This window comes from Legionella rubrilucens (assembly GCF_001468125.1).
Lineage (GTDB): Bacteria > Pseudomonadota > Gammaproteobacteria > Legionellales > Legionellaceae > Legionella_C > Legionella_C rubrilucens.
This window is the reverse complement of the sequence record NZ_LNYT01000020.1, coordinates 85,102-109,706: the sequence shown is the minus strand read 5'-3', so window position 1 is coordinate 109,706 and position 24,605 is coordinate 85,102. Positions and strand designations below refer to the sequence as shown.

Sequence of the window (24,605 nt, the reverse complement as noted above, 5' to 3'; positions counted from 1 at the left end):
GGCTATGTCACAACTGATTGATCGACGACAAAACGCCGGCAAAAAAAGCACGGTGAATCGCCAGCGCTTTCTTCGCCGTTACAAAAACCAGATTAAACGCGCGGTCTCTGATGCAGTGGGTAAACGAAGCATCACCGAAATCGATCAGGGTGAACAAATCAGTATTCCGGCAAGAGACATTTCTGAACCACGCTTTCACCGCGGCCAGGGCGGACGTATTGAACGGGTCTTACCCGGAAATGATCAATTCATAGCCGGTGACCGGATTAAACGCCCCTCAGAAAGCGGGGCCGGCGGCAGCGGCGGCCAGGCCAGTGACAGCGGCGAAGGCGAAGATGATTTTGTCTTCCAGCTTTCCCGCGAAGAATTTCTTGAAATTTATTTCGAAGATCTCGAATTACCGGATTTGGTTAAAAAGGAACTGGCTCGTCTCACCACCTATAAAACGGTACGGGCCGGCGTAACCAGCAGCGGAATTCCCAGCAACATCAACGTGGTGCGCTCCATGCGTCAGGCAACCGGCCGTCGCGTGGCACTGTCATCCCCTTACAAGCGCCAATTACGCGAAGCGGAAGACGAACTGGCCAGACTCGAAGCGGATCCTGCCTCCGATCAGGACACCGTGGTTCAGCTCAGGCACACGGTTGAATTTTTAAAACGCAAGATTCAGGCTGTGCCGTTCATTGACACCATTGATTTGCGTTACAATCACCGCATACGAATTCCTTCACCGTCGACACAGGCTGTTATGTTTTGTGTCATGGACGTTTCAGGTTCAATGGATGAAGCCAAAAAGGACATCGCCAAACGCTTTTTTATTCTTCTCTACCTCTTCCTGACCAAAAATTATGAAAAAATAGAGCTGGTTTTTATTCGCCACCACACGTCCGCCAAGGAAGTGAATGAGGAGGAATTCTTTTACTCACGCGAGACGGGCGGTACGGTCGTCTCCAGTGCCCTTGAACTCCTGCATGACATTATTGAAGCCCGCTACCCGCCTTCTTCATGGAATATCTACGTCGCCCAGGCCTCAGATGGCGACAACTGGAATGCCGACTCGCCCTATTGCCAGGAGTTGCTGCAGGAGAAGATCATGCCTCTGCTGCAATATTTTGCCTACATTGAAATCATGCCCCGCCATCACCAAAGCCTTTGGGAAGTGTATCAGCAGGTTAAAAACAACTACCCCAACTTTGCCATGGAAAACATCGATAATGTCACCGACATTTATCCTGTGTTTCGTGAGTTATTCAAAAGGAAGACGGTATGAGGAAAAAGCCGATATCAACAGGTGCGGAATGGACCTTTGAATTAATTCAAACTTACGATAAAGAAATTGGACGTCTGGCTGCTGACTTTAAGTTAGACACCTACCCCAATCAGATTGAAATCATTACCGCGGAACAGATGATGGATGCTTATGCCTCCGTAGGCATGCCGATTGGCTACCATCACTGGTCGTTTGGCAAGCATTTCGTGGGTGTGGAGAAAAGTTATAAACGCGGCCAGATGGGTTTAGCTTATGAACTGGTGATTAATTCCAACCCCTGCATTTCTTATTTGATGGAAGAAAACACCATGGCCATGCAGGCGTTAGTGATTGCTCACGCCTGTTATGGCCATAATTCCTTTTTTAAAAACAATTACCTGTTTAAGATGTGGACCTCGGCAGATGCCATCATCGATTACCTCGTTTTTGCCAGAAATTACATCAGTCAATGCGAGGAGCGGCATGGTATTGATGAAGTGGAGGCTGTCCTTGATGCCTGCCATGCACTGATGAATTACGGCGTTGACCGATACAAACACCCCGCCACCTTGTCTATTCAGGAAGAAAAAATCAGGCAGCAAAACCGTGAGATGTATTTGCAATCCCAGGTCAATGAATTGTGGCGAACCATTCCGCAAGGCAAGCACGTGGATGCCAATGGCCATAAAAAACGTTTTCCGGAAGAGCCGCAGGAGAATATCCTTTATTTCATTGAAAAAAATGCGCCCTTACTTGAGTCCTGGCAACGGGAAATTGTACGGATTGTGCGTAAAATTGCCCAATATTTTTATCCGCAGGGGCAAACCAAAGTGATGAATGAGGGTTGGGCATGCTTCTGGCATTATACTCTGCTGCACGCCCTCTACGATGAAGGCTTGGTCACCGATGAGTTTATGCTGGAAATCCTGCAAAGCCATACTAATGTAATCATGCAGCCGGCTTTTAACAGCCCGTATTACAGCGGCATTAACCCGTACACGCTCGGTTACCACATGATGCAGGACATCAAACGCATTTGTGAATCACCCACTGAAGAAGACAAACGCTGGTTCCCTTTCCTCGTCAATACCGATTGGCTGAGCAGTCTCGATACCGCCATGCGCAATTTCAAAGACGAAAGTTTTATTGCCCAGTACCTGTCGCCGCGCTTAATCCGTGAATTAAAATTATTCCACATTGTCGATGATGACCGGCAGCCTGAACTCATTATTGGGGCGATTCATGATGAATCGGGTTATCAGACCATTCGGGAGTCGCTGTCATCGCAATACAACCTGGGTAATCTGGAACCCGACATTCAGGTGTATTCCGTCGATGTCGCAGGCGATCGATCGCTCACCCTGCGATACACGCAGCAAAACCGCATTCCCTTAGGGGAAAGTACAGACGAAGTATTAAAACACCTGCACACCTTATGGAAATTTCCAGTCGTTCTGCAAGCGGTTGACACGGAGGGTCAGATTCTTCAGGAGTATCATTGCCCGCCGCTGCCAACGACCAAAAGCGGTAAAGAAATCCATTAAAGGGGGCATTCCACAGAGGCCTTATTAATACCCTCTCCCATCGGGAGAGGGTTAGTAGAAGGCTCGCCTTATTCACTGGCCAATTCAATCGCAAAGGCAAGACCTAAACGGGTGAAATTGGTCATGTGCTCAAGACTTAAGAGCGACATGGTATCGGATGAGCTATGAATGTAGGGGTTGTGATCATCGAAGCTGGTTTCACATGGGAATGCCGCCGGAATCCCTTCCTCAGTCCATGAGGCATGGTCACTGCAGCCATAGCCGCAACGCGAGTAATTGACCGGGACTTTGACATAATGGGTAATTAACGACGCGACAAAATCACTGAGTTTTTTATCGGTGTAATCTTTAAAGACCCAGATGGTTTGATCCTTGGGATCATTGCGGAAACCCGTCATATCAAATTGAATCGCGGCTTTGACCGGAATGGATTTATTCATGAATTCCTCAACCACATGCTGAGAACCGACGAGACCGCGTTCCTCCGCTGCGTACCAGATGATATAAACCGGACGTTTTAATTTCTGGTCGCTGGCCAACAGGACACGGGCAATTTCCATCACGCTGGACGAACCGCTGCCATCATCGCCGGCACCCGGCATACGGCCATCCAGGGTATCCATGTGAGCGCCTATGACGATACCTGGGGCTTTCATGTCTTTACCGATCACCGTCACCACGGAGGGTTGCTTGTACCAGCCGGTTTTAACCAGGTAGGTGTCCGTGTCTTTACGTCCGTACTCTGTTGCCATTTTTTCAAAACTGGCTTTTATCCAATTGGCTGTTTCAACCCCGGTATCCTTGGTGGCGGAACGGTTGTAATAGTTGGTTAAATGCGTCAGCGTGTCCCAGATGTTATCCGCATTGACCTGCGCCAGAACCGCATCCACCTCAGCCTGGTGTTTAATCTCGTAGTTTTCAGCCTGCACCGCTTTTTTAGGGGATGCGTTTAACAAGGCTTGTGCTTTTTCAGGCAACAAACCGGCTTTGGCGCGGGCTAGCTTGTGGCTCACGTTGATGTAATGCCCGCAACCCACCTTATCAGCGAGACGTGTGATGGTGTCCAAATCGTCTGAAGGGACAGAAATAATTTTAAAATTGCGGTTTTCAGCCAATACCGGGTACTCGCTGGACAAGTGACTGGCTAAGCATTGAGGAACTTGCAACTGTTCGTTAATCACAACGGGCTTTGCAACCACAGGACCTGCGAGGGCGACGCTTGCGGAAAGACCGATCATCCATTGTTTCAGACGCATTATTTCTCCTTAGTAATAAAATGCCCTTTGATAGTACATGATGATCGCCATGTTGCAACTTCTTTTTTTAACGATGAACTAATCGAGCACACTGATTCTTTTTGCATCTATTTTATTGATAATCATTTTCATTTGTTATAAAGTACCACGGCTTTTCAAATGCTCAGGGTGAATGATGAAAACAAAAAAAATTCCGTATTATCTTTTTCTGTTCCTGTTAACCGCCGGCGCCAGCCTGATTCTTGGCTTTTTAAGCTTTGGCGGCATGTATGCCCTGTTGCCGGTATTGCCTCTGGCTTTCGCGGCTTTTGGTTTGTCGGTGGCTTACGAAGGTGAAATTTATTTTCAGAACATTAAAGGCGCATTCAACAAAATCACAGGACGCGATTATTTAAAGCGCCACCTTGCCAACCAGTACCTGCTGGAAAATTTTCCAAAAGAGGAAGAATTTAATAGCAACGAGCCTCTGCCGCAATTCTTTATTGATTACCAGGCTCAATTAATGGAAATGGAAAAGTTTAAGCATGTTAAACTGAATGCGGCCAGCCGTAAACGTAAAAAGCAGCTGAAGCAACGCCTGCGTGACATGGAAAACTGGTTTGCGCTGCAGCTCTTTGCCAAAGACGGCGAGGGCGAAGACATGCTTCCGCTCACGCCCTATGAAAGTAGATTACGTGAGTGGCTTAAAAATCACCAGCAGAAAGAAAATCAGGATTTATTAGCAAGCCGCCAACGGCTTTATCGTGTGGTCCAGGCGTTCAGTGTCTTAGCCGCTGTCTTTATGGGGATAGGCACGACCTACCTGTTAGTGGGTGAATTCGCCACCATTCCGCTGCTGGCCACCATTCCTTTCGGCTTTTTGCCAGCCATCATTCTACCCATGGCCATTGTTGCCGGAACAGCGTATGGCTTCCTGACCTACAATGCCATCACCGACATGATTAATAACGATACGCTGCGCAAGTGGTATCGGCGTCTTCGTGATGATTTTAAGCAGGGTGTAACAGTTAAAAACGTCTTTATAGCGGTCACGGCCGTTATCCTGCTGGGTTTGGCCACTGCCTTAACCATCTGCACCGCCGGCACCTGGTGGACGGTGGCTAAAAATGCCCAACCGCTGTTTAGCTGGATGGTCAAAATACCCAGTGTCGTCATGGGGGTGATCAATCCCATCATTACCGGCTTTTCCGCCTTGATTTTTAATCTCGAAAACACCGCCGATTCACTGAGTATTATTTACTCTGCTTTAAACAGCGGCCGTAATTTTTTCCAGCGTGCGATCACCGGGATTGGCAAATGGTGCGCTGAATTGTATGCGAGAGAAAACTGGGGGCAGATCTTAAACCCTTTCCGTTTGATCCTGAAATTAACCATTGTGCCTTTGCGCATTCTGTTCTTTTTCGGCCATTTAGTCAGTATCGGCGTTACCGCGGACAGGGTACCGGGCATTCCGGAAGTGTTGTCAGCCATCCTCGGCATCATCAGCGAAGGGTTTGAAGACATGCATTATTTCATGTCCCACTCCCATGAGCACCGGCACACTGATTTTCGTGAAGCGCTGAAAGAGCGTCTGGGGAAAGACCATGGGCATTCGCATGAGGCGGATTTGCCGACCCGGATGTTGAAGTTCATTTTCATACCCATCTATTTTCTGGCCACCCTGTGGGATTACGGATTCAGCCAGCTCAATAACCCGGAAGTCAATCAACGCAGCCCGCATGCCGATTTTAAGAGCGCCTGGAATAAACAACGCGGCAATCCCTTTGACTCGGAAACCAAAGAAAATGTGGTGGTGGAAACACAACCCTCTGAGGAATGGGAAACCGAGCAGGCCCTGTATCATGTCAATCTTTACCGGCAGGAGCATTTCAAACGAACGCTTTTGAAGCCTGAGGTGGCAGACAAGAAGTCGCAAAAACTCCTGGAACTGGACAGGTCGTTGCGTGGTGGCGAGAATAAGGCTCACGAATTGATTACAAATGAAGCAAGGAATCCTGTCTACAAAACCCATCGCTTTTTCAGCAAAGGCCCTACCCAGACCGAGGCATTTCTGGAAAAACTGTCAAACCGGATTTCCCCAGCGGCATAAACCGACCCTTCCTGGATTTAGCCTTCGGGCTTTATCCAGGTTCACTCTACTGACTAAGTCAGTAAATTTTTTAAACCCTGCAAATGGGAACGCGCCAATTCTTTAGACTTGGCCTCGTTGCGTTCCTTGCTTTTGCCAAACCATTCCAGATGATCCTCCGGCAATTCGTCTAAAAAACGGCTGGGCAGGCAATCCTGCAACTCCCCGCCTCGCCGCCTCTGACGGGCTAAGGTAAAGCACAGTCCTTTTTGCGCCCGGGTAATGCCGACATAGGCAAGCCGGCGTTCTTCGTCAATCTGCTCTTCGTCAATGCTGACCCGATGCGGCAGCAACTCTTCTTCCATTCCGACTAAATAGACGTAAGGGAATTCCAGGCCCTTGGACGCATGCAGGGTCAACAACTGCACGGTTTCCCGATCATAATCCTCCGACTGTTCCAGGATATCGATTAAAATCAATTTGTTGATGACATCCGCCAGCGAAGGCGTTTCGTCTTTAGCCAACAAGCGACCAACCCACTCCAGCAGTTCCAGGACATTTTCCATCCGCTTCTGAGCCTTTGCCGGCGCATCGCTCTGTTCATAAAGGTAGGCTTCATAGCCGCTTTCCTCTACCATCTGACGCAAAGGCTCAATGCTGCCATCGCCAAGGCGCGACTTGATGGTTTCCAGCCATTGTTTAAATTGCGTCAACGCAGCACGCGGTTTGTCGGTAAGCAGTTCGCTTAAGGCCAGATGGTCAGCCGAGGCATACAGGCTGTGCCCGCGGGCATGGGCATAATTACCCAGCACATCAAGACTGGCCTCGCCAATGCCCCGCTTGGGCGTGTTCACAGCACGCAAAAAGGCCGCGTTGTCATGTTCATTGCACAAAAGCTTCAGGTAAGCCAGAATGTCCTTGACTTCTGTGCGGGCAAACCAGGATTGCCCGCCGCTTATGCGGTAGGCAATGCCATGATGGCGAAGTACCTTTTCAAACACCCGGGACTGGTGGTTGCCCCGGTATAAAATGGCGTAGTCGCCGTATTCATTGCCCATCCTGAGTTTGTGGCTGATTAAGTCGGCCACCACTTGTTCTGCTTCATCATTTTCATCACGGCAACACAGTACCCTGAGCATCTCCCCATGGCCTAAATCACTCCACAGGCGCTTGTCAAAAAGATGCGCATTGTTGGCAATCAGGGTATTAGCCACATGCAGAATGCGGCTGGTGGAGCGGTAATTCTGCTCAAGCTTAATTACTTTCAATTGCGGGTAATCTTTTTGCAGTTGCGCCAGATTTTCCGGACGTGCACCGCGCCAGGCATAGATGGACTGATCATCATCCCCCACCACGGTAAACTGGGCACGTACGCCGGTTAATAAGCGCACCAATTCATACTGGCTGGTATTGGAATCCTGGTATTCATCAATCAGCAAATGGCGGATTTGATTCTGCCAGCGCTCCCGCACCTCGTCATGCGCCATCAGCAGTTTCACCGGCAAACGGATTAGATCATCAAAATCCACTGCATTATACGCTTTCAAGGCCTGTTGATACTCAGGATAGAGTCGCGCGGCCTCTTCGGCATGAGGCGATGGGCCGAAAGCAGAGGTATGGACTTTTTCAGGGGAAAGCAATTGATTTTTCCAATGCGAAATCTGATGCTGAATCTGCATGACGTAATCCCGCTCATGGGCTTTCCCAATTGGCAGCAATCCCCGCAACAGTTGCAGCCCATCCTCTGCATCGAAAATGGAAAATCCTTTCTTAAGGCCTGCAAGGCTCAGTTCACGTTTTAAAATACTTAGACCCAGGGTATGAAAAGTCGCCACTTTCAGACCGCGCCGTTTGCCTGCGGGCAGGGTGGCGGCCACCCGTTCCCTCATTTCATTCGCCGCCTTGTTGGTAAACGTCACGGCATACACCGTGGCCGGCGCATAACCGCATTGTTCAATCAAATAGGCGATTTTTTGTGTAATGACCCGTGTCTTGCCGCTTCCGGCGCCGGCCAGCACCAGCAAGGGTCCACCGATGTAGGTGACAGCCGCCATTTGTTGTGGATTAAGCTTCATGACCCCTCGCCAAAAAACTGGCATTATCGCGCGTCAAAAGCAGGCAGGCAATGAACTTTGTGCTAGAATCTGTCTTTTTTTGGCTTTAGCGATTAATGATGAGAGAACCGGATACCCTGCAGGGCTTTATTTTTGAAAACGAAACCATACGCGGCGCCATTGCCCATCTCGATGACAGCTTTCAAGCCATCATGCAGCAACGCCCTTACCCTCCCATGGTGCGTAATTTATTGGGCGAAGCCCTGATTTCCTGCCTGCTGCTCGCTGGCAGCGTGAAATTTGAGGGGGAAATCAGTTTGCAGTTTCAGGGGGACAGTCGTCTGCCCCTGTTGCTGGTGCAATGCGATAATCAATTAAACCTGCGCGGATTTGCCAAATTTGAAGAGCATCTTGAGATTGCTGATTATGCCGACGCGTTTCTTCAGGGGCAGATGGTACTGACCATTAATCAATACCAACAGACACAAGCCTATCAGAGCGTCGTGCCGCTTTACTCCACGTCCATGAGCGAAAATTTAATGCATTATTTTGCTCAATCCGAACAGATTGCCACACGGGTCTGGCTGGCGGTGAATGACGAACGCGCCGCCGGCATGCTGCTGCAGCTCCTGCCCGGGCAATCCGACAGCCAGCAGCGTGAGCATTTCTGGGAGTATGCCGTGCAATTGGGTCAAACGGTCAGCGAACAGGAATTGCTGACGCTTGATAATCCAACCCTGCTTTTCAGGTTGTACCATGAAACCGAACTCCGGCTGTTCCCCAGCCGCGAAACCCGTTTTCAATGCCGCTGCAGCCCTGAAAAAATGAAGCAGGTCATTGGCGTGCTTGGCGAAAGTGAAGCCCAGCAATTGTTGCAGGAGCAGGGAACCATTGAAATCGCCTGTGATTTTTGCAACAGTCATTATCAATTCGATGCCATTGATATTGCGTTATTGTTCAGAAAATAGCAGGATAACCGTGGTTGCCGCGGTTATCCTGACTCTTAAATCAGGCATCCAAGGAAAACGCTTGCACTGTCTCAGCCAGGGCTTCCAGCTTGCGAATGGAATCCGTCTTAAAAAAGGTCGATTTATTCTGCGGAGGAGAATTACCGAATTGAGCGATTAATCCCCTGACCCGCTCAACAAAATCGACAATGTATTTCCCAACTCCACGGTGATTTCCCAACTCTCCCCTCGCCTCATTAATAACCGCATTGGCATTTGCTACAAAGAGTTTCCCATTTTTGTGCTGCTGATAATCCGCATAATTTTGATTAAGCTTATCGTGCAGGGTCTTGGCTTCATTATAAGCCGGTTGGTATTTCTGAGGATTTTTTCTACTCTCCCTTTCAAAGTCCTCTACTTTTTTTTGAAGATCGCTTAACTGCGACTCAAACTTTACTTCATGCGGTTTAGGCTTCAAAATCGACACTTTTTCGATGTCGCGGTTAGCCTGAACGGATTCCTCTACATCAGGTTTGTTGTGCGTGGTCGTTTCAGTGAAGGGTAGAATAATAACCTCGTCCACCGGCTCTGTGGAAGGCAATACATTCGCCTCATGATAGGCTTTGATAAAGTGCAACCGCTCTTCCTGGGTAATAAGCTTATACTTTTCAAACACCAGCAGGATCTTACCCAACAAAGAGGGGGTAATCGACACGGCAAAATGCACATGGTAATGGTTCGTATCCCAATCAAAATCATCGCGATGGTAACAGCTGTGATCAGCATCACCACGACGCACATATCGCTTCACATTGAACTCTGTGGTCACAGACTGCAGCGCGCCTGTGAGCTTAATGCTCTGACACTCCTCGAAACGCATCACCTCCCAGAAGCACGCCCATTGGATGTTTGTCCTTTAAGCTTTCAACAGAGGGCAGATGTGACTTCGGATAGATGGTAAGCGTGTCTTTATAGAGACTAAAATTAATCTTATCGGTCAGATGCGTAAACGCCCGTGTCATTACTTCACTCCGGTAGGTTAGTCGGAGCTGATTCTAGGCGAGAAAGCTTAAGATTTTATTAACCTGAGCGATTATTGCATGGGCAGATCCCAGGTTGGAATGGTACGGCCCTGTGCATCACAGAATTGGATGTAATCGCTGCGCATGGCCTGCAGGATATGCTGGAGCTTTAAAAACTGCAGGCTGAGTTCCAGGTACAACTGCGCCAATTGACGCCCCTGCATTTCGCTGATGGTCATGTAGGCCGCCTGCCCCATGTCGACAAAGTAGTTCAGGCTAACCTGCCTTTTTTTAGCGATACCGGGGAAAAGGCCGCAAAACAGCAGGCTTTTATCGCCCACATCCCGCAGCAATTCGACCTGTCGGCACTTGCCGTTTTGCATGGATTCCAGGAAATCGAGCGCAATGACCGATTCAATCAGTTTAGGTCCCTGGGTATAGCGCATCAGTAGAAAAACCAGATAACTTTCCGTGTTTTCATTGAGTGTAAGTTGAGTGGAAGCCTGCGCTTCATTGATTAAAGCATACCATTGACTTATTTCGGTAGGATGTAAAATAAGTTGTTTCATGAATCTTCCCCTTTTCCTACGTCCTAGTTTAAGTTTAGCAAACGGCATACCAATTTCCTGAATCAGGCAACATTTTGTAGTCAGATGGATAAATTTTAATGTCAATTGTTTTTTATCGAGTCCAAGTCAATGTCTTAAGCTATTGAAGCACCAGCGTTTTTTACCTAGACTGAGAAACTATTTTGGATTGCGAGCGACTATCATGATTAAATTGAAGATCACGTTAATGCTCCTGGGGTGGGCCGCGTCTATTCCTCCTCTTTTTTCGTTTAATGATCCGATCACCTGCGAAGCGACGCGCGAGAAACCCTGCATCGTACAAGACACCGAAGCCCCGGCATCGCCGGTGGGTAGCCTGCGCGATACCTTGATGATTAGCGATTACTACCACGGCAATCTCGCCGGTGTTGATAACCTGCACATGTCATTAAGCGCCGAGCCTGGCAGCCAGGGATGGCAACAGGTGGCGGATTACATTCGATCCCGGGCGGGCATTGAACCCCATCAGGTTCTGGTACTTGATTTGCGTCAGGAAAACCATGGCTACCTGAATGGCAATGCCATCACCCTCTGTGATCTTCATAACTGGTTGAATCTCGGTAAAACCGCGGAAGAATCCATTGCAGCAGAGACGCAATGGCTGGCACGCCTGTCGTCATTAAAAAAAATAGACAACGTGCTGACCGTTCAGCAGTTCGCCAAAAAAGATTACAGCACAGGCAATTCCATTGCTGTTGAAACCCTGCTCAGCGAAAAAGAGCAAGTCACTCAAGCAGGCTTTGCCTATCGCCGGCTACCCATCACCGATCACCGCGCACCGCTGGATAAAGAAGTCGATACGTTTGTTTCCCTGATCAAGAAATTGCCGAAAGGCATGTGGCTTCACGTGCATTGCCGTGGCGGCAAAGGCCGCTCCACCACGCTGTTGGCCATGTACGATATGTTAAACAACGCCGACAAGGCTTCATTCAATGACATCATTGAACGGCTGGCGGCGATTCCGCCCTATTACGATTTAACTCAGATTGTGCGTACCGATCCTGACCTGACACCCTACTATCAGGAGCGGCTTCAGTTTCTGCAACGTTTTTATGAGTATGCCGAGGCTCGCTTTAAGGGTTATTCAGGCCCCTGGTCGCAATGGAAAACAGAACATCAATTAGTCTAAATGGTACGTCAAAGCACTTTGTTAAAATGAGGATAATCAATGTGTTTGACAGGCCGGTTGTCGGCGATGGGTTCAATGAAACTGTGAATCAGTCCTTGCCAAAACCCCTGATACAAAGGGGCCTGAAGCGGGTGGTGGTCATCGATCGGAAAACAGGGGCCGTGATTGGCTTCGAGCAGCCATACCCGCTCATGACTGTCCACCATAAAATCAAAACCAAACAGGGCAATGGTTCGTTGTCTGCTGCAATGGAAAGCCTCGGGAAAATCATAGCGCAAACCCTGCAGTAATTGTTGCAGAATTGCGTCCATTTGCGGCAGATAACGACTGAATTGCGCAAATCGACTGGCCGGGATCTGAATGACGTTGACCTCGGGATCAAGCAAGTGTTCATTGGTTAAGTGGGGCCGCAAATCAGAGAGATCCTCCACATAAGGATGCAGGGCGACATTAAAGTAGCCGTCTGTATAACAATATGCGCCATCGTAGTTGGTCAGAATGACAAACAACCGGATACTGTATTTACGATCATCCCTTAATAAATGGGGACTTAAATAACGCTGCAGAACATGCATACCGCCCATGCGTTTTGAGTGCAGGTAATGCGCGGCTAAAGCCTCGGGTGTGTTAAACAGGCGTATGTGCTGCCCGTTGTTTAATAACGCCGGCTTTAATATCCAGACTAATTTTTCCTGAGGCGGCAGTTGGGCATGGATGCTCACCAGATGATGCACCACTTCCTGCCAATTGCCCTCATCAACACAAAACGTTTGGGGCGCGACTTGCGGGCAATAGTTTGCGACAAGTTGTGCCAGCAAATGCTTGTATTCCAGAGCCTGTGCAGCCGCCTCGTTAAACAGCAGCACCTTGTCATTGATGCTGGACAGGCAGTTAAAGCGTGTAAGCTTCCACCCCAACTGCGACAAACAGCGGCTTAAATTGAAATGGGTGGGGGACAATGACGTATCCAGGTGATACCGTTTTGAGGTGAATGGCACGCTGTTTATTCTCCACGGATTGTCATTGCGCGAAGCGGCTTTTTCTGAAGTCCATTGGCGGCAATACCTGCCGCTAACCCCCAAAAGGCCGCGCCTATTCCTAAAATGGTAATCCCGGAGGTGCTGATCATCAAGGTCAACAACGCAGCTTCACGACGATGTGCCTCTGTAAATGCGGCTTGTAAGTTACTGCCGATGGTAGTAAAAAGCGCCAGGCCCGCAATCGTCGTAATCAGGACCTTGGGAAAAGAGGCCATAACATCCACCATCGCTGCAGCAAACAGGCCCATCAACAGGTAGAAAACGCCGGCCCAGAGACTGGCAAGATAGCGTAAATCAGGATCACGACCCGCTTCTTTACCCGCACAAATCGCCGCAGTAATGGCCGCGAGGTTACAGGAAAAGCCGCCGAAAGGCGCGAATAACACGTTCGTGAGCCCAGTCCAGCTGATGAGGGTGGAGACGGGCGGGCGGTAACCTTCCGCATGCAGAACGGCAATGCCCGGGATATTCTGCGAGGTCATGGTGACAATAAACAAAGGCAGACTCACGCTGAATAACAGTGACCACGACCATTGAGGCTCAACCCACACGGGACGTGTCAAGCCATGTTGAATCAAGGTATGGGTAAATAAACCCTGACCGTAGGCGCACAACAGGCCGACGGCAAGCACCCCTACCATCATGTAGCGGGGAAAGAAGCGTTTACCCACTAAATAACTGGCCAGTAGGGCTGCAACCAGTCCGGGGTCCTCCTGCCAGCCGGTAAACACATTCAACCCAAAATGAAGGAGGACTCCGGCGAGCATGGCGGCCACCAAATCACGCGGGATATAATTCATCACCTTCTCAAAATAGCCGCTTAAGCCGGCAATCAACGTCAGCAGGCCCGTCATCATAAAGGCGGCTACCGCCTGAGGCAGGGAAAGGCCTGCAAGACTGGTTACCAGCAAGGCCGCTCCCGGTGTGGACCAGGCCGTCAAAACGGGCATGCGGTAATAAACGGACAAGCCCATGGTGCTTAAGGACGTACCAAGACCCAATGCCAACAGCCATGAACTGATTTCCGCCTTGTCGGCCCCCGCGGCCGCCGCGGCCTGAAACACAATGGCGGCTGAACTGGTAAACCCCACCATTACCGCGATAAAGCCGGCTGCGGCATGACTTATGGAAAAATACTTCAACATCGCGCCACCTCATGATTAAATACAGAATAAACTCGTTGTGCGTTATAGCGCACAGATAGAGGATAGCATCGTGCGTTATAACGCACAAGCGTTGAGAGGAAAAATTTTGGACATTTTTGCACAACACATCGCCAATCACCTGAAAACCCTTCGCCAGCAGCGCGGCTGGAGTCTCGACAAGGCCGCTCAGGAAACTGGCGTCAGCAAGGCGATGCTTGGCCAAATCGAACGCCTGGAATCAAGCCCGACAGTGGCCACTTTATGGAAAATTGCCAGCGGTTTTCATGTGTCTTTCTCTTCTTTTCTTGAAGACAGCCCGCGTGACGCCACCGCAACCCTTTACCGCCCCCAACCCCAGCAGGCATTGCAGCATGCGGATGAGCAACTTAAAATCACCTCCTTGTTCCCCTTTGATCCGGAACTGCGCTTTGAATGCTTTATGATTGAACTGTTACCGCACTGCGAGCAATTATCCACGCCGCATGAACCCGGGGTGATTGAACACATCCTTGTGATTGAGGGGACCGTTGAAATTCTGATTCATCAGGACTGGCATGTGCTTCACCCCGGCGATGGGCTTCGTTTTGATGCCAGTAAACCCCACGGCTACCGCAATACCCGTGATAAAAGCGCCTTTTTCCATGACATTATTCATTATCCTGCGCAATAAAATGCCCTGCGCTTAAGCTGCCTTGCCAAACCATGCCCATGATTTTTGTAAACGGTGTGTTAAGAAAAACAAAACGGCATGATCTGAAAGAGGCATGTGCTATTATTTACATAAGTTGGTTTTATAAGAGATTCACATGTCCTCAACACCAGAAGATGCCGCCCCCAAAGCAAAAAATCCCACGGCTGAGCGCATCAAAGCGGCCACTAATTTTTATGAGGTGCTGGGCGTGCCTCCGAACGCAAGCCTTGAGGACATCAACAAAGCCTATAAAAAAGCGGCCTTGTTGACTCATCCCGATAAATACAAAGAACCCGACGCTGAAGAGGTGTTTAAAAAGCTGGGTGAAGCCTATTCTGTTTTAAAGGATGCAGAGAAACGCCACCAATACGATCTTTCCTCTTCCGATCCTGCTCCCGATAAGAAAGAGAATAAGAGCGAGGATAAAGACCAGGATAAGAAGGATGATCTCGGGAAGAACGCTCAATCGTCTACCACCCCGGACACCAAGAAAAAAGACCCCGACAACACCGCCTTGCCTGAACAACCCAAGCCTAAAGCTGAAGCGGAGGCCACACCCGCTAAAAAACCCAAGGTTAAAGACAAAAACCGTGCCCAGGAATTAAATGATTCCCTTTACGATTTCATGACACCCGCGGCTAAAAAAGGCGAAGACAAGGATCCTAATCAGGAATGGGTTGATCAGCTGCTGCGATGGGTATTGGAATTTAACCATCAAATGACCAATAAAATATTGGGCTTATTCAGCAGCAACCCGGCCGATGTCCAGACACCAACTGTTCAACAGCCCACCGGACAAGATCAACCGTCCCGGCAAGAGCAGGGCTTGCCCTTATTGGAAGCAATGTCGGATACTGATGTACTGACCATTACCGACGGTTCTGATTTGCATCTGGAAGATGGCAACGAGCCTGAAACGCCGCAGATCGAAAACAGCGAAACCGCCATTGTCCCGTTTAACCCCAATTAATCGGGGGATTCCTGCTCTCAGGGAGAGGCAGGAATCGTGGTTGCACTGACTGCCTGCTGACAAATCCGGTTTAATCCCAGGCTCATTGGCTTCAATACCGGCAGTTGCTCCGGTGTGACATGGTATTGTGAAGCCAGTTTTACCGGATCGGTGAAGCTTAACCAGACTTGTTTTTTCTCATCTTGAGTCGCCATAATCCGTAACGGCAGATCGAGTGCAAAGGCCGCATTCGCCTGCATGAGGGCCGTGCCTTTCGCGGGATTACCAATAATCAGCACCTGCGTCTCCGGTAAGGATTGCCCCGCTTTTTCAGCTTCGCCGCTGTGGTCAATGCGGGCAAATACCGTTCCACCCTGCTTTTTGATAATGGCGGCCACCCGATTCATGGTTTCACTGACCGAATAAGGACTTTGCAGGGTTTCGGACCAAACCGCCCCAACAGGCGCGGCCAGCTTGTCATCGAAAGCACCGGCAATTTTTCGCCCGAGACCATCCAAATCCGGTAACCCGCCCTTATTCGCCAGCAGAGTCACGCAGACCAATTCCGTGGGCGCTGTAAAACGGCTCAGGAAAGACGAATAACCCGGCAAATGGCCTTTTATCTCCATAAACCCTGGATGACCCGGAAAGAGCCATCCCGCGTTGCCAGGTATCGTTTGACCATTCACCGTCACCGGATGATAGAGAAATTCTCTGTCGGCTGGATCCTGAACCAGGATGCCGCCAGCCAAACCAATATCCCATAAACTGATGTCTTCTGCCGAGGCGATAATGCCGCTGTCAGCAAAGGTGGCCGTCCAGCTTAAGGGTTTGGACGGCGACAGTTTCTGCTCGGTTTGTTCATACCCGGTGACCGGCTCGATTGGGTTAATGTAAACCCGATTTTTTAGAAATTGCTGATGTTTAAAGCCAGCCGTGTCGTCTTTGACTTCATTATCAATGGTTTTCTCGCCGCCGACAAAAAAGGTATGCTTAAGCGCCATGCGTTCAATCTGATTTTTGCTGACAAATTCCTGGTAAGTCATGCCGCTTGCCTTTTCGATGACAAGACCCAGCAGGTAATTATTTGTCGCGCTGGCTCGGCTTTGGGTTCCTGGTTTGAACAGCATGGGCGTGCTTTTAATCAGATCCAGCCATTGTGCCGGCGTGTACTCCTTGCTGTAATCAAAACCTGAACTTTCGCGATAATCCGGTAAACCGGAAGAATGAGTAATGAGCTGTCGAAGTGTAATTCCCTGCCAGGATGAGGGGATGTCCTTTAAATGGGAGGAAAGCGCATCATCGAGCTGCAATTTCCCCATTTCTTTCAGCTGCATAATCGCAACCGCCGTATAGGCATTGGTAATTTGTCCGATGGGGAAAACACTGTGCGTTGCTACCAGGCGTTTGCTGTCGGTGTTGGCTAAACCGTAACCAACCACACGGGTTATATAAGGCGCCTGTACAATGGCTAAGGACATACCGGGAATATGGTGTTCTGCCATGTACTGAATAATCAAATCGTCAACCGACTGTCCCTGATAAAGGACGTGAAAATCGCCACGACCACTGCCAGCGAGTGTACTTGTCATCATAACCATTCCTTGTATTAAACTCAGTAAGCGGAGCTTTTTTAAGCCACTGACTTTAAGCATATCAATTCCTTGTGAATTTGCATCAAAACGTAAAGAGTAGACTCCGTATTGAACCTTAAAATCAATGAAACTGGCAAGTGAATTCAATCAAATGAGAAACTGCTTTCCATGAAAGCCGGTTTGGTTTCTTCCACCTGGGGTTTCGGAATTCTATCCAGGTTTTGCAGGTGATTGGATTGCATTTTTTCATTGAAGAAGGCATTTCGTTGCGAACCCAATCGCTGAGCCAGCAGAATAAGCAAATAATGCGTCGCTTCATCGAGATATCGGCCAACATCCAAAGAGGTTCCCTGATTCAATGCCTGCTCCAACTGATTGGTCACCCTCGCCACCAATTGCCTGAATAAATGATTGGATTTCTCCTGATTGATGCCGGCGCCTCGGGCGTTACACTGGTCAAATAATTGTTGCAGTTTAATCAAAGCGGTTTGTGTCTTTGCGCAGGTTTTTGCCTGTTGATGCAGCGCTTCCGGGGACAGTGACTTAAACAAGCCGTCACTTTTATCCACCCACACGTTATACCATTCCACCAGATGGAAAATAAAGGAGTGTTCCCTGCCTGCCCTGAATTGCTCCAGGTTCATTAATTGGCGGGTGATTTGATGATGCTTAGACAAAGTCAATTCTTTTTCCAGCGCCTCCGTTACCGATTTAACGTACATGGTTTTTTCGATGAGTTCGTTTTCGTTCGACGTGGGAGTAACCATCGACAGAAGGCTGCAGCACTGTTCAAGACGAGTCTGTAATGCTGTCGAGGGTAAGAATTGCTGATGGTGACTCTGTCTTAGGCGTTTTAAAAACTGTTCTTCCGCCTGCAGGGCCTTATCAACGGTGTGAAGATAATGAGTGCGTTGTTGCATTTCCTCCTCATTTTGCTGATGAACCGCTTCTTTAAATTCCTGCACAAACCGATTAAACAGGGGGTGATAGCACGGATGAAAGGGAAGCAATTGACTATGCAGACGTGTTATCACCCATTGCAGGGCATTGAAGTAATGGCTCGCGGATGGCGTCCTGCGCATCATTTCATTCAGCCTGAGTTGCACAGCCCATAGATCGCGCAAAAAACGGGGTTCTTTTTCAGGATTTGGCTCTCGATACGCGTTACCCTCAAGCACTGCGTGCATAAAGCAAAGCAATTTTCGCTCCTCTCCCAGCGTTTTCCACCAGGTTTGCAATTGCTTTGCCTGGGTAGCGATTGCTTCTCGTTGGGCATAGCTTATGGAGCGATCGGGATTGAGCAGATAAGGGAGGCTGCCGCTTCGTCTTAACAGCCGTTCGAGAGTCGCAATATCCTGAGGTTCGTGGCTGGCAATTTCTCTGGAGAGACTTTTGGGCAAGGTAAAGCAAACAGCATAATCCTTCCAATTCCCGCCAATTAATACTTCGCAACTTGAACGGGAGTCCCCCTCCATCAGCGCAACGGACATGTTATCGGTATTAAAAATTTGCGGAATAACGGAATTACGAACCGGAATTTGCCAGGAAGACCCCTCTTCGCGTCGAGGATGAGTCGTTTTACCGTTTTTTTCAAACCCTCTTGTGCCGCCGGTTAGATAGATCGAATCACAGAGTGCTTCAGGAATAAAAATGAAATGTACATTTTTATAGGCCAAATACGCATTGGCAGCCTTTAAAGCACTGTTATCGTGAAACTCAAAGGCACTGACATAACCCGAGTCGATGTAAGCCCGTTGAGGCAAGTCGGCCGTACCCAAATTCATGTGCAGGGCAGGACAAACCCTGTATTCAGTCAGGGTATGCAATGTTCGAACCGACTCAGCATCCAAATCATCCGCTCGGATAAACACCCGCCAGGTTCGAGGGGCAGCAGGATAAATCGGGTGGCCTGAGTATTCAAATTGAGAGCGCATGGGGACATTATCTGACAGCCAAATGTTAAATATAATACCATTTAGTTTATTTTTAAGTCAAATAGGCCGTGACTATTCTCCTGAATCGTCACTGTCCTGGACATTGTCCGGGTTCGTGGGATCTCCGGGAATTTTTCGTGATTCACTGGCCCACTCCCCTAAGTCAATTAATTTACAGCGGTAGGAACAAAAGGGCTTGTACGGATTATCCAAACGCCAGGTATCTGATTGGCCACACGTCGGGCATTTAATTTTTGATTTATTGGTCTTCATGATTCACACTTATAATTCATGCTGCCTGGGTGTTCACAAATACAGCAGCAATCGCGAGACGAACTCAGTCTGGGACATACTACACCGTCCTGGCAAGTTTCCAATAGGATTTATGCCTCAACCCATGTATAATGGCGAATCCCTGAACACATGGCTTGCTTTTTATAACGGATAAGCCGCAATACGCTTGAGTCTGCTTCACCGCAAAAGGTCTTATATGATTGAGAGAATTCGCAACATCGCCATCATTGCTCACGTTGATCATGGCAAAACCACCCTGGTTGATAAACTGTTACAACAAACCGGTACTTTAAATGAGCGCGCCCCCAAAGTGGAACGCCTGATGGATTCCAACGCCCTGGAAAAAGAACGCGGCATCACCATTCTTGCCAAGAATACCTCCGTTCACTGGCGCGATCACCAGATTAATATTGTCGACACCCCAGGCCATGCCGATTTTGGCGGCGAGGTGGAGCGTATTCTCTCCATGGTCGACAGCGTGCTGCTGCTGGTTGATGCCGTGGATGGGCCGATGCCGCAAACGCGCTTTGTCACCCAAAAAGCCTTTGCCCGCGGCTTGAATCCGATTGTGGTGATTAACAAAATCGATCGACCCGGCGCCAGACCGCATTGGGTTATGGATCAGGTGTTTGACCTGTTTGACAATCTGGGTGCCAATGATACGCAACTTGATTTTCCGGTGGTGTATGCTTCCGCCTTAAATGGCTATGCCAAGCTTGATCTTGACGATGAAGCCAGCGACATGAACGCCTTATTGCAAACCATCATTGATCGCGTCTCGCCACCCGATGTGGATGAGAATGGCCCTTTTCAGATGCAGATCAGTTCACTGGACTATTCCTCTTACGTAGGAACCATTGGCATCGGCCGGATTACCCGCGGCAGAATCAAAAGCAAATCGCCGGTGAAGGTTATTGATAAAGATGGCAATATCCGCAGCGGCCGTATTTTGCAATTATTAGGCTTTAAAGGGCTCGATCGCGTCGAAGTGGAGGAAGCCAGCGCCGGTGACATCGTCGCCATCACGGGAATTGAACAGCTTAACATTTCTGACACCCTCTGCGATCCCAATCAGGTTGAAGCCCTGCCGGCATTGACCGTGGATGAACCCACCATCAGCATGACCTTTCAGATTAACGACTCGCCTTTTGCCGGTCAGGAAGGCAAGTTCATTACCAGCCGCAAGGTACGCGAACGTCTGCAAACCGAATTGCTGCACAACGTGGCGTTACGGGTTGAAGATACTGAAGATCCGGACAAATTCCGCGTCTCCGGCCGCGGTGAACTGCACCTGTCCATTCTAATCGAGAACATGCGCCGCGAGGGTTATGAACTGGCCATTTCAAAACCTGAAGTGATCATGCGGGAAGAGAATGGCGAACAACTGGAGCCTTACGAGCGTTTAACCGTGGACGTGGAAGAAACCCATCAGGGCGCGATCATGGAAAAACTCGGCGAGCGCCGCGGGGAAATGCAGAACATGATCCCTGACGGTAAAGGCCGTGTGCGACTGGACTACATGATTCCTACCCGTGGCTTGATCGGTTTTCACACCGAATTTCTGTCAAGCACGTCCGGCACAGGCTTAATGTACCACGTGTATGACCATTACGGCCCTGCACATCGCGGCCGCCTGGGTCAACGCGTTAATGGCGTATTAATTGCCAACTGCAATGGCGCCGCCCGTGCGTTTGCCCTGTTTAACCTGCAAGAGCGCGGCCGATTGTTCATTGAACCGCAAACCATGTGCTATGAAGGCATGATTGTCGGTATTCATTCCCGTGATAACGACCTCGTGGTCAATGTCACCAAGGAAAAGCAATTGACCAATATCCGTGCCGCAGGCAGCGATGAAAACATCATTCTGACCCCGCCTATCAAACTGTCGCTGGAACAGGCTCTGGAATTCATTGACGACGACGAACTGGTGGAAGTCACCCCGCAATCCATCCGCCTGCGCAAAAAAGCGTTGAAGGAACACGAGCGTAAGCGGGCTTCACGCGCCAGCGCCGAAGAGTAAGATGGCGTTGGCCGTGCTTCCTTCGACGGCCACCCTGTTTATAGGTCAGGAATGTGCTAGGATCAAACACAGAGGTTCTCATTCCTGACAGGTAATATCTGGCCTGATATGAAACAAAAATTCCAACGCATTATCATTTACGCACGCCAACACCGTGCCAACCAGGGCGTCAATGAAAGCATTGAGCGCCTGGTTAAATTTTTACATCATCAGAAAATCGAGACCTATCAGGATACCGAGACCGCCTCTCATTTCAAACTGAATCTCCCGGTCCTTGAACGATCCTGCATGGGTAAAAAACAGGATTTGATTATTGTGGTCGGCGGCGACGGCAGTCTGTTATCCGCTGCGCGCATGGCCATTAAAGTCAATGTGCCGGTGATTGGCATCAACCGCGGCCGCCTGGGTTTCCTGACGGACATTAATCCGAAAGACATGGAAAAACAACTGGACACCGTGCTCGCCGGCCAATACATGGAAGAACACCGTTTTTTACTGCAAACCCGCATCCATGATGATGAAAACACCTACTTCCAGGGGGATGCCTTAAATGACGTCGTGCTGGGCCGCGGCAGTGAAACCCACCTCATCGAATTCGATGTGTACATCAATCAGCAATACGTTTGTCATTACCGTTCGGATGGCTTGATTATTTCCACCCCCACCGGGTCCACCGCCTATGCCCTGTCGGCTGGCGGCCCGATCATGCATCCCCAGTTGAATGCCATGGTCTTAGTGCCGATGTTTTCGCACAGTTTAAGCTCAAGGCCGCTGGTTATCGATGGCCAGGCAAAAGTGGACTTAATCATCAGTGAATTGAATGAAACCGATTTGCGCATCAGCTGTGACGGGCATGAATCGCGGCTGGTTAAACCGGGACAACAGGTTTCTGTCGAAAAAAATGCGCAACAACTCCGCTTGTTACATCCCGCCGATTACCATTATTATGATACATTACGGATCAAACTCGGCTGGGAATCAAAACACCAGGGATAAACATGCTCACCTCCTTGCGCATTGAAAATTTTGCCATTGTCAAACAGCTGGACCTGGATTTCTCCCAGGGGATGACCGCATTCACTGGAGAAACCGGCGCTGGTAAATCGATTATGATTGACGCCCTGATGCTGGCCTTAGGCGGCCGTGGGGATGCCTCCACACTACGCACAGGCGAAGACAAATGCGACATCAGCGCGACCTTCCACATTGATAAAACGTCCGAACCGGCTAAATGGCTTCAAGAGCACGACATTGACTGCGAAGCCGGTGAAATCATTTTGCGGCGAATAATCTACGCGGAAGGCCGCTCAAAATCGTACATCAATGGTCAGCCTTTTCCCCTGCAAAAAGTCAAGGAATTCAGCGAAATGCTGGTCCATATCCACGGCCAGCATCAGCATCAAACGCTGCTGCATCATGCGACTCACCGCCAGCAGCTTGATGATTATGCCGGTCATGATGATTCTTTACAGCAAGTGCAGGCCCTTTATAAGCAATGCCAGAAGATTAAACAGGAAATGGATCATCTTAAAAATCAGGATGCCCATTCGGATCGTCTGGCGTTGTTGCAGTTCCAGATCGATGAATTGCAGGCCTTGAACACCTACGAAGGCGAAATGCAATCCCTAAGCGAAGAACATCAGCTTCTGCATCATGCCAACGATTACTTAACCCACAGCCAGCAGATCCTGGCGTTGCTCAATGACAATGACGAACTCAATATCAATCGGGCGTTAAATCAGGTTTTGCAGTACCTAAATCAACTGCCTCAAGAGCAACAGACCATTAAAAACGCGGCAGAACTCATCAATAATGCACTGATTCAGTGCGAAGAAGCCTTAAATGAAGTCCGCGAATTCACCAATCAGGTCCAGCTTGACCCAGAGCGTCTGCAAACCGTTGAATTACGCCTGAGTGCCTTGCATCAGGCCGCACGCAAATACCATATTGATGCCAATGCGTTGCCCCGGCATGCCAGGCAATTGCAGGATGAATTCGATCAATTACAGAATGCAGAACAGCGCGCTTCCTTTCTGCAGCAGGAGTATGAGCGCTGCACCCGGCATTATGAAACGGCCGCCGCGCAGCTATCCAGCGCGCGAAAACTGGCCGCGGAAAAACTGTCCCAGGAAATCACCCGCATTATCCAGCAGTTGGGTATGCCGAAAGGCCGGGTTGAAATTGAAATCAGCGCGCTGGATAAAATGCAGGCGCATGGCATGGACAAGGTCGAATACAAAGTCTGCACCAACCCCGGTATGTCGCCGGACTTATTGAGCAAAATTGCTTCGGGTGGTGAATTGTCGCGCATCAGCCTGGCAATCCAGATGGTAACCGCCCAACGCGGTGCCACACCCACCTTGTTGTTTGATGAAGTGGACGTCGGTATTGGCGGCGCAACAGCCGCATTGGTAGGTCAATTATTGCGTAAGTTGGGCGAGCGTCTCCAGGTTTTCTGTGTCACTCATCAGCCGCAGGTTGCCTCTGCCGCTCACCATCATTTTGTGGTTGAGAAACACAGTCAACAAAATGAGACTTTCTCACACATCATTGCGCTTGAGGAAAGCGATAAAATCAATGAAATTGCCCGTATGCTCGGCGGACTGACCATCACGGAACAAACTCGGCTGCATGCTAAAGAATTGCTTGTTCAGAATCATTAGCTTCTCATGGCAAGGTCTGAAGAATTCGTCATGCTCTAGCCTGCTCTGCTGTGATGCCACAGCTAAAAAGAAACCCTGAGGTCACGGCCCCCTTAATCTGTTTTTCAAAGATAAATCGATCACATAATATTGGCTTAAGTTTAGTGGCTTATAATTCAGATATATTTACGTCGTTGGAGTAATAATGCCTAAGAAGTTATACGAAATCCTTGGACTCAACACTGAACAATGTTCAGAGGATGACATACGCAAAGCCTATCGCAAAAAGGCGCTGCAATACCATCCTGACAAGAATCAGAACGATCCATCGGCTGAAGCAAAATTCAAGGAAGTCGGTGCTGCCTACAGCATTTTAAGTGATAACCACCAACGCGCTCAATACGATGCAGGCTTCATT

General features: G+C 49.2%; 20 protein-coding genes. 11 read left to right on the top strand and 9 right to left on the bottom strand.

Annotation, left to right across the window (positions count from 1 at the left end; translation table 11 throughout):
- The first annotated feature begins 4 nt into the window (after positions 1-4).
- Both Lrub_RS08240 and Lrub_RS08235 read left to right on the top strand, forming a co-directional pair.
- Positions 5-1,270 carry a YeaH/YhbH family protein gene (locus tag Lrub_RS08240; protein WP_058531709.1) on the top strand — a complete coding sequence of 422 codons (1,266 nt, stop codon included), beginning with the start codon at positions 5-7 and terminating at the stop codon, positions 1,268-1,270.
- Positions 1,267-2,793: a SpoVR family protein gene (locus tag Lrub_RS08235; RefSeq protein ID WP_058531708.1), complete on the top strand. Its 1,527-nt coding sequence runs from the start codon at positions 1,267-1,269 to the stop codon at positions 2,791-2,793. The genes Lrub_RS08240 and Lrub_RS08235 overlap by 4 nt, the downstream gene beginning before the upstream one ends.
- A 68-nt stretch (positions 2,794-2,861) precedes the next feature.
- Here the strand turns inward: Lrub_RS08235 and lapA are convergent, their stop codons facing one another.
- Positions 2,862-4,049 carry an aminopeptidase LapA gene (gene lapA, locus Lrub_RS08230; protein WP_058531707.1) on the bottom strand — a complete coding sequence of 396 codons (1,188 nt, stop codon included), beginning with the start codon at positions 4,047-4,049 and terminating at the stop codon, positions 2,862-2,864.
- A 172-nt stretch (positions 4,050-4,221) separates the two neighbouring features.
- On the opposite strand from lapA, the gene Lrub_RS08225 reads away from it, so the two are divergent.
- Positions 4,222-6,138, top strand: a complete 1,917-nt coding sequence (locus tag Lrub_RS08225) for a phage tail family protein (protein WP_058531706.1) — start codon at positions 4,222-4,224, stop codon at positions 6,136-6,138.
- Positions 6,139-6,191: 53 nt separating this feature from the next.
- Here Lrub_RS08225 and Lrub_RS08220 read toward each other — a convergent pair whose 3' ends face one another.
- The gene (locus Lrub_RS08220) at positions 6,192-8,192 is read right to left on the bottom strand and encodes a UvrD-helicase domain-containing protein (RefSeq protein ID WP_058531705.1); all 2,001 of its coding nucleotides are present in this window, start codon (positions 8,190-8,192) and stop codon (positions 6,192-6,194) included.
- A 98-nt stretch (positions 8,193-8,290) separates the two neighbouring features.
- Between Lrub_RS08220 and hslO the strand changes: the two genes are divergently transcribed.
- Positions 8,291-9,139 carry an Hsp33 family molecular chaperone HslO gene (gene hslO, locus Lrub_RS08215; RefSeq protein WP_058531704.1) on the top strand — a complete coding sequence of 283 codons (849 nt, stop codon included), beginning with the start codon at positions 8,291-8,293 and terminating at the stop codon, positions 9,137-9,139.
- Between the two features lie 40 nt (positions 9,140-9,179).
- Here the strand turns inward: hslO and Lrub_RS08210 are convergent, their stop codons facing one another.
- Both Lrub_RS08210 and Lrub_RS08205 read right to left on the bottom strand, forming a co-directional pair.
- Positions 9,180-9,998 (bottom strand): hypothetical protein, encoded by an 819-nt coding sequence (locus tag Lrub_RS08210; RefSeq protein WP_058531703.1) that lies wholly within the window; start codon positions 9,996-9,998, stop codon positions 9,180-9,182.
- Between the two features lie 213 nt (positions 9,999-10,211).
- A complete protein-coding gene (locus Lrub_RS08205; RefSeq protein ID WP_058531702.1) occupies positions 10,212-10,709 on the bottom strand; it encodes a hypothetical protein in 498 nt (165 codons plus the stop codon).
- A 202-nt stretch (positions 10,710-10,911) separates the two neighbouring features.
- Between Lrub_RS08205 and Lrub_RS08200 the strand changes: the two genes are divergently transcribed.
- Positions 10,912-11,877, top strand: coding sequence for a phosphatase domain-containing putative toxin (locus Lrub_RS08200; RefSeq protein ID WP_058531701.1), 966 nt, complete (start codon positions 10,912-10,914; stop codon positions 11,875-11,877).
- Positions 11,878-11,885: 8 nt separating this feature from the next.
- On the opposite strand, the gene Lrub_RS08195 is transcribed toward Lrub_RS08200, so the two are convergent.
- Together Lrub_RS08195 and Lrub_RS08190 are read right to left on the bottom strand one after the other, a co-directional pair.
- Positions 11,886-12,875 carry a tubulin--tyrosine ligase family protein gene (locus tag Lrub_RS08195; protein WP_162263135.1) on the bottom strand — a complete coding sequence of 330 codons (990 nt, stop codon included), beginning with the start codon at positions 12,873-12,875 and terminating at the stop codon, positions 11,886-11,888.
- Positions 12,876-12,880: 5 nt separating this feature from the next.
- Positions 12,881-14,062, bottom strand: coding sequence for a benzoate/H(+) symporter BenE family transporter (locus Lrub_RS08190; protein WP_058531699.1), 1,182 nt, complete (start codon positions 14,060-14,062; stop codon positions 12,881-12,883).
- Between the two features lie 70 nt (positions 14,063-14,132).
- Here Lrub_RS08190 and Lrub_RS08185 point away from each other — a divergent pair, with 70 nt between their 5' ends.
- Positions 14,133-14,732, top strand: coding sequence for a helix-turn-helix domain-containing protein (locus Lrub_RS08185; protein WP_237760783.1), 600 nt, complete (start codon positions 14,133-14,135; stop codon positions 14,730-14,732).
- Positions 14,733-14,868: 136 nt separating this feature from the next.
- Complete coding sequence (locus Lrub_RS08180; RefSeq protein WP_058531698.1) at positions 14,869-15,723, top strand: J domain-containing protein; 855 nt, start codon at positions 14,869-14,871, stop codon at positions 15,721-15,723.
- Between the two features lie 17 nt (positions 15,724-15,740).
- On the opposite strand, the gene Lrub_RS08175 is transcribed toward Lrub_RS08180, so the two are convergent.
- The 3 genes from Lrub_RS08175 to Lrub_RS08165 form a co-directional block, all read right to left on the bottom strand.
- Complete coding sequence (locus tag Lrub_RS08175) at positions 15,741-17,297, bottom strand: serine hydrolase (RefSeq protein WP_065235756.1); 1,557 nt, start codon at positions 17,295-17,297, stop codon at positions 15,741-15,743.
- Between the two features lie 143 nt (positions 17,298-17,440).
- Complete coding sequence (locus tag Lrub_RS08170; RefSeq protein WP_058531697.1) at positions 17,441-19,231, bottom strand: hypothetical protein; 1,791 nt, start codon at positions 19,229-19,231, stop codon at positions 17,441-17,443.
- 72 nt (positions 19,232-19,303) lie between these two features.
- Complete coding sequence (locus Lrub_RS08165; protein ID WP_058531696.1) at positions 19,304-19,504, bottom strand: DNA gyrase inhibitor YacG; 201 nt, start codon at positions 19,502-19,504, stop codon at positions 19,304-19,306.
- 217 nt (positions 19,505-19,721) lie between these two features.
- Between Lrub_RS08165 and typA the strand changes: the two genes are divergently transcribed.
- The 4 genes from typA to Lrub_RS08145 all read left to right on the top strand — a co-directional run.
- Positions 19,722-21,545 carry a translational GTPase TypA gene (typA, locus tag Lrub_RS08160; RefSeq protein ID WP_058531695.1) on the top strand — a complete coding sequence of 608 codons (1,824 nt, stop codon included), beginning with the start codon at positions 19,722-19,724 and terminating at the stop codon, positions 21,543-21,545.
- 108 nt (positions 21,546-21,653) lie between these two features.
- Complete coding sequence (locus tag Lrub_RS08155; RefSeq protein WP_058531694.1) at positions 21,654-22,541, top strand: NAD(+) kinase; 888 nt, start codon at positions 21,654-21,656, stop codon at positions 22,539-22,541.
- A 2-nt stretch (positions 22,542-22,543) separates the two neighbouring features.
- Positions 22,544-24,208, top strand: a complete 1,665-nt coding sequence (recN, locus tag Lrub_RS08150) for a DNA repair protein RecN (RefSeq protein WP_058531693.1) — start codon at positions 22,544-22,546, stop codon at positions 24,206-24,208.
- A gap of 184 nt (positions 24,209-24,392) precedes the next feature.
- Positions 24,393-24,605: DnaJ domain-containing protein (locus Lrub_RS08145; protein ID WP_156413047.1), on the top strand; the 213-nt coding region annotated here is incomplete at its 3' end.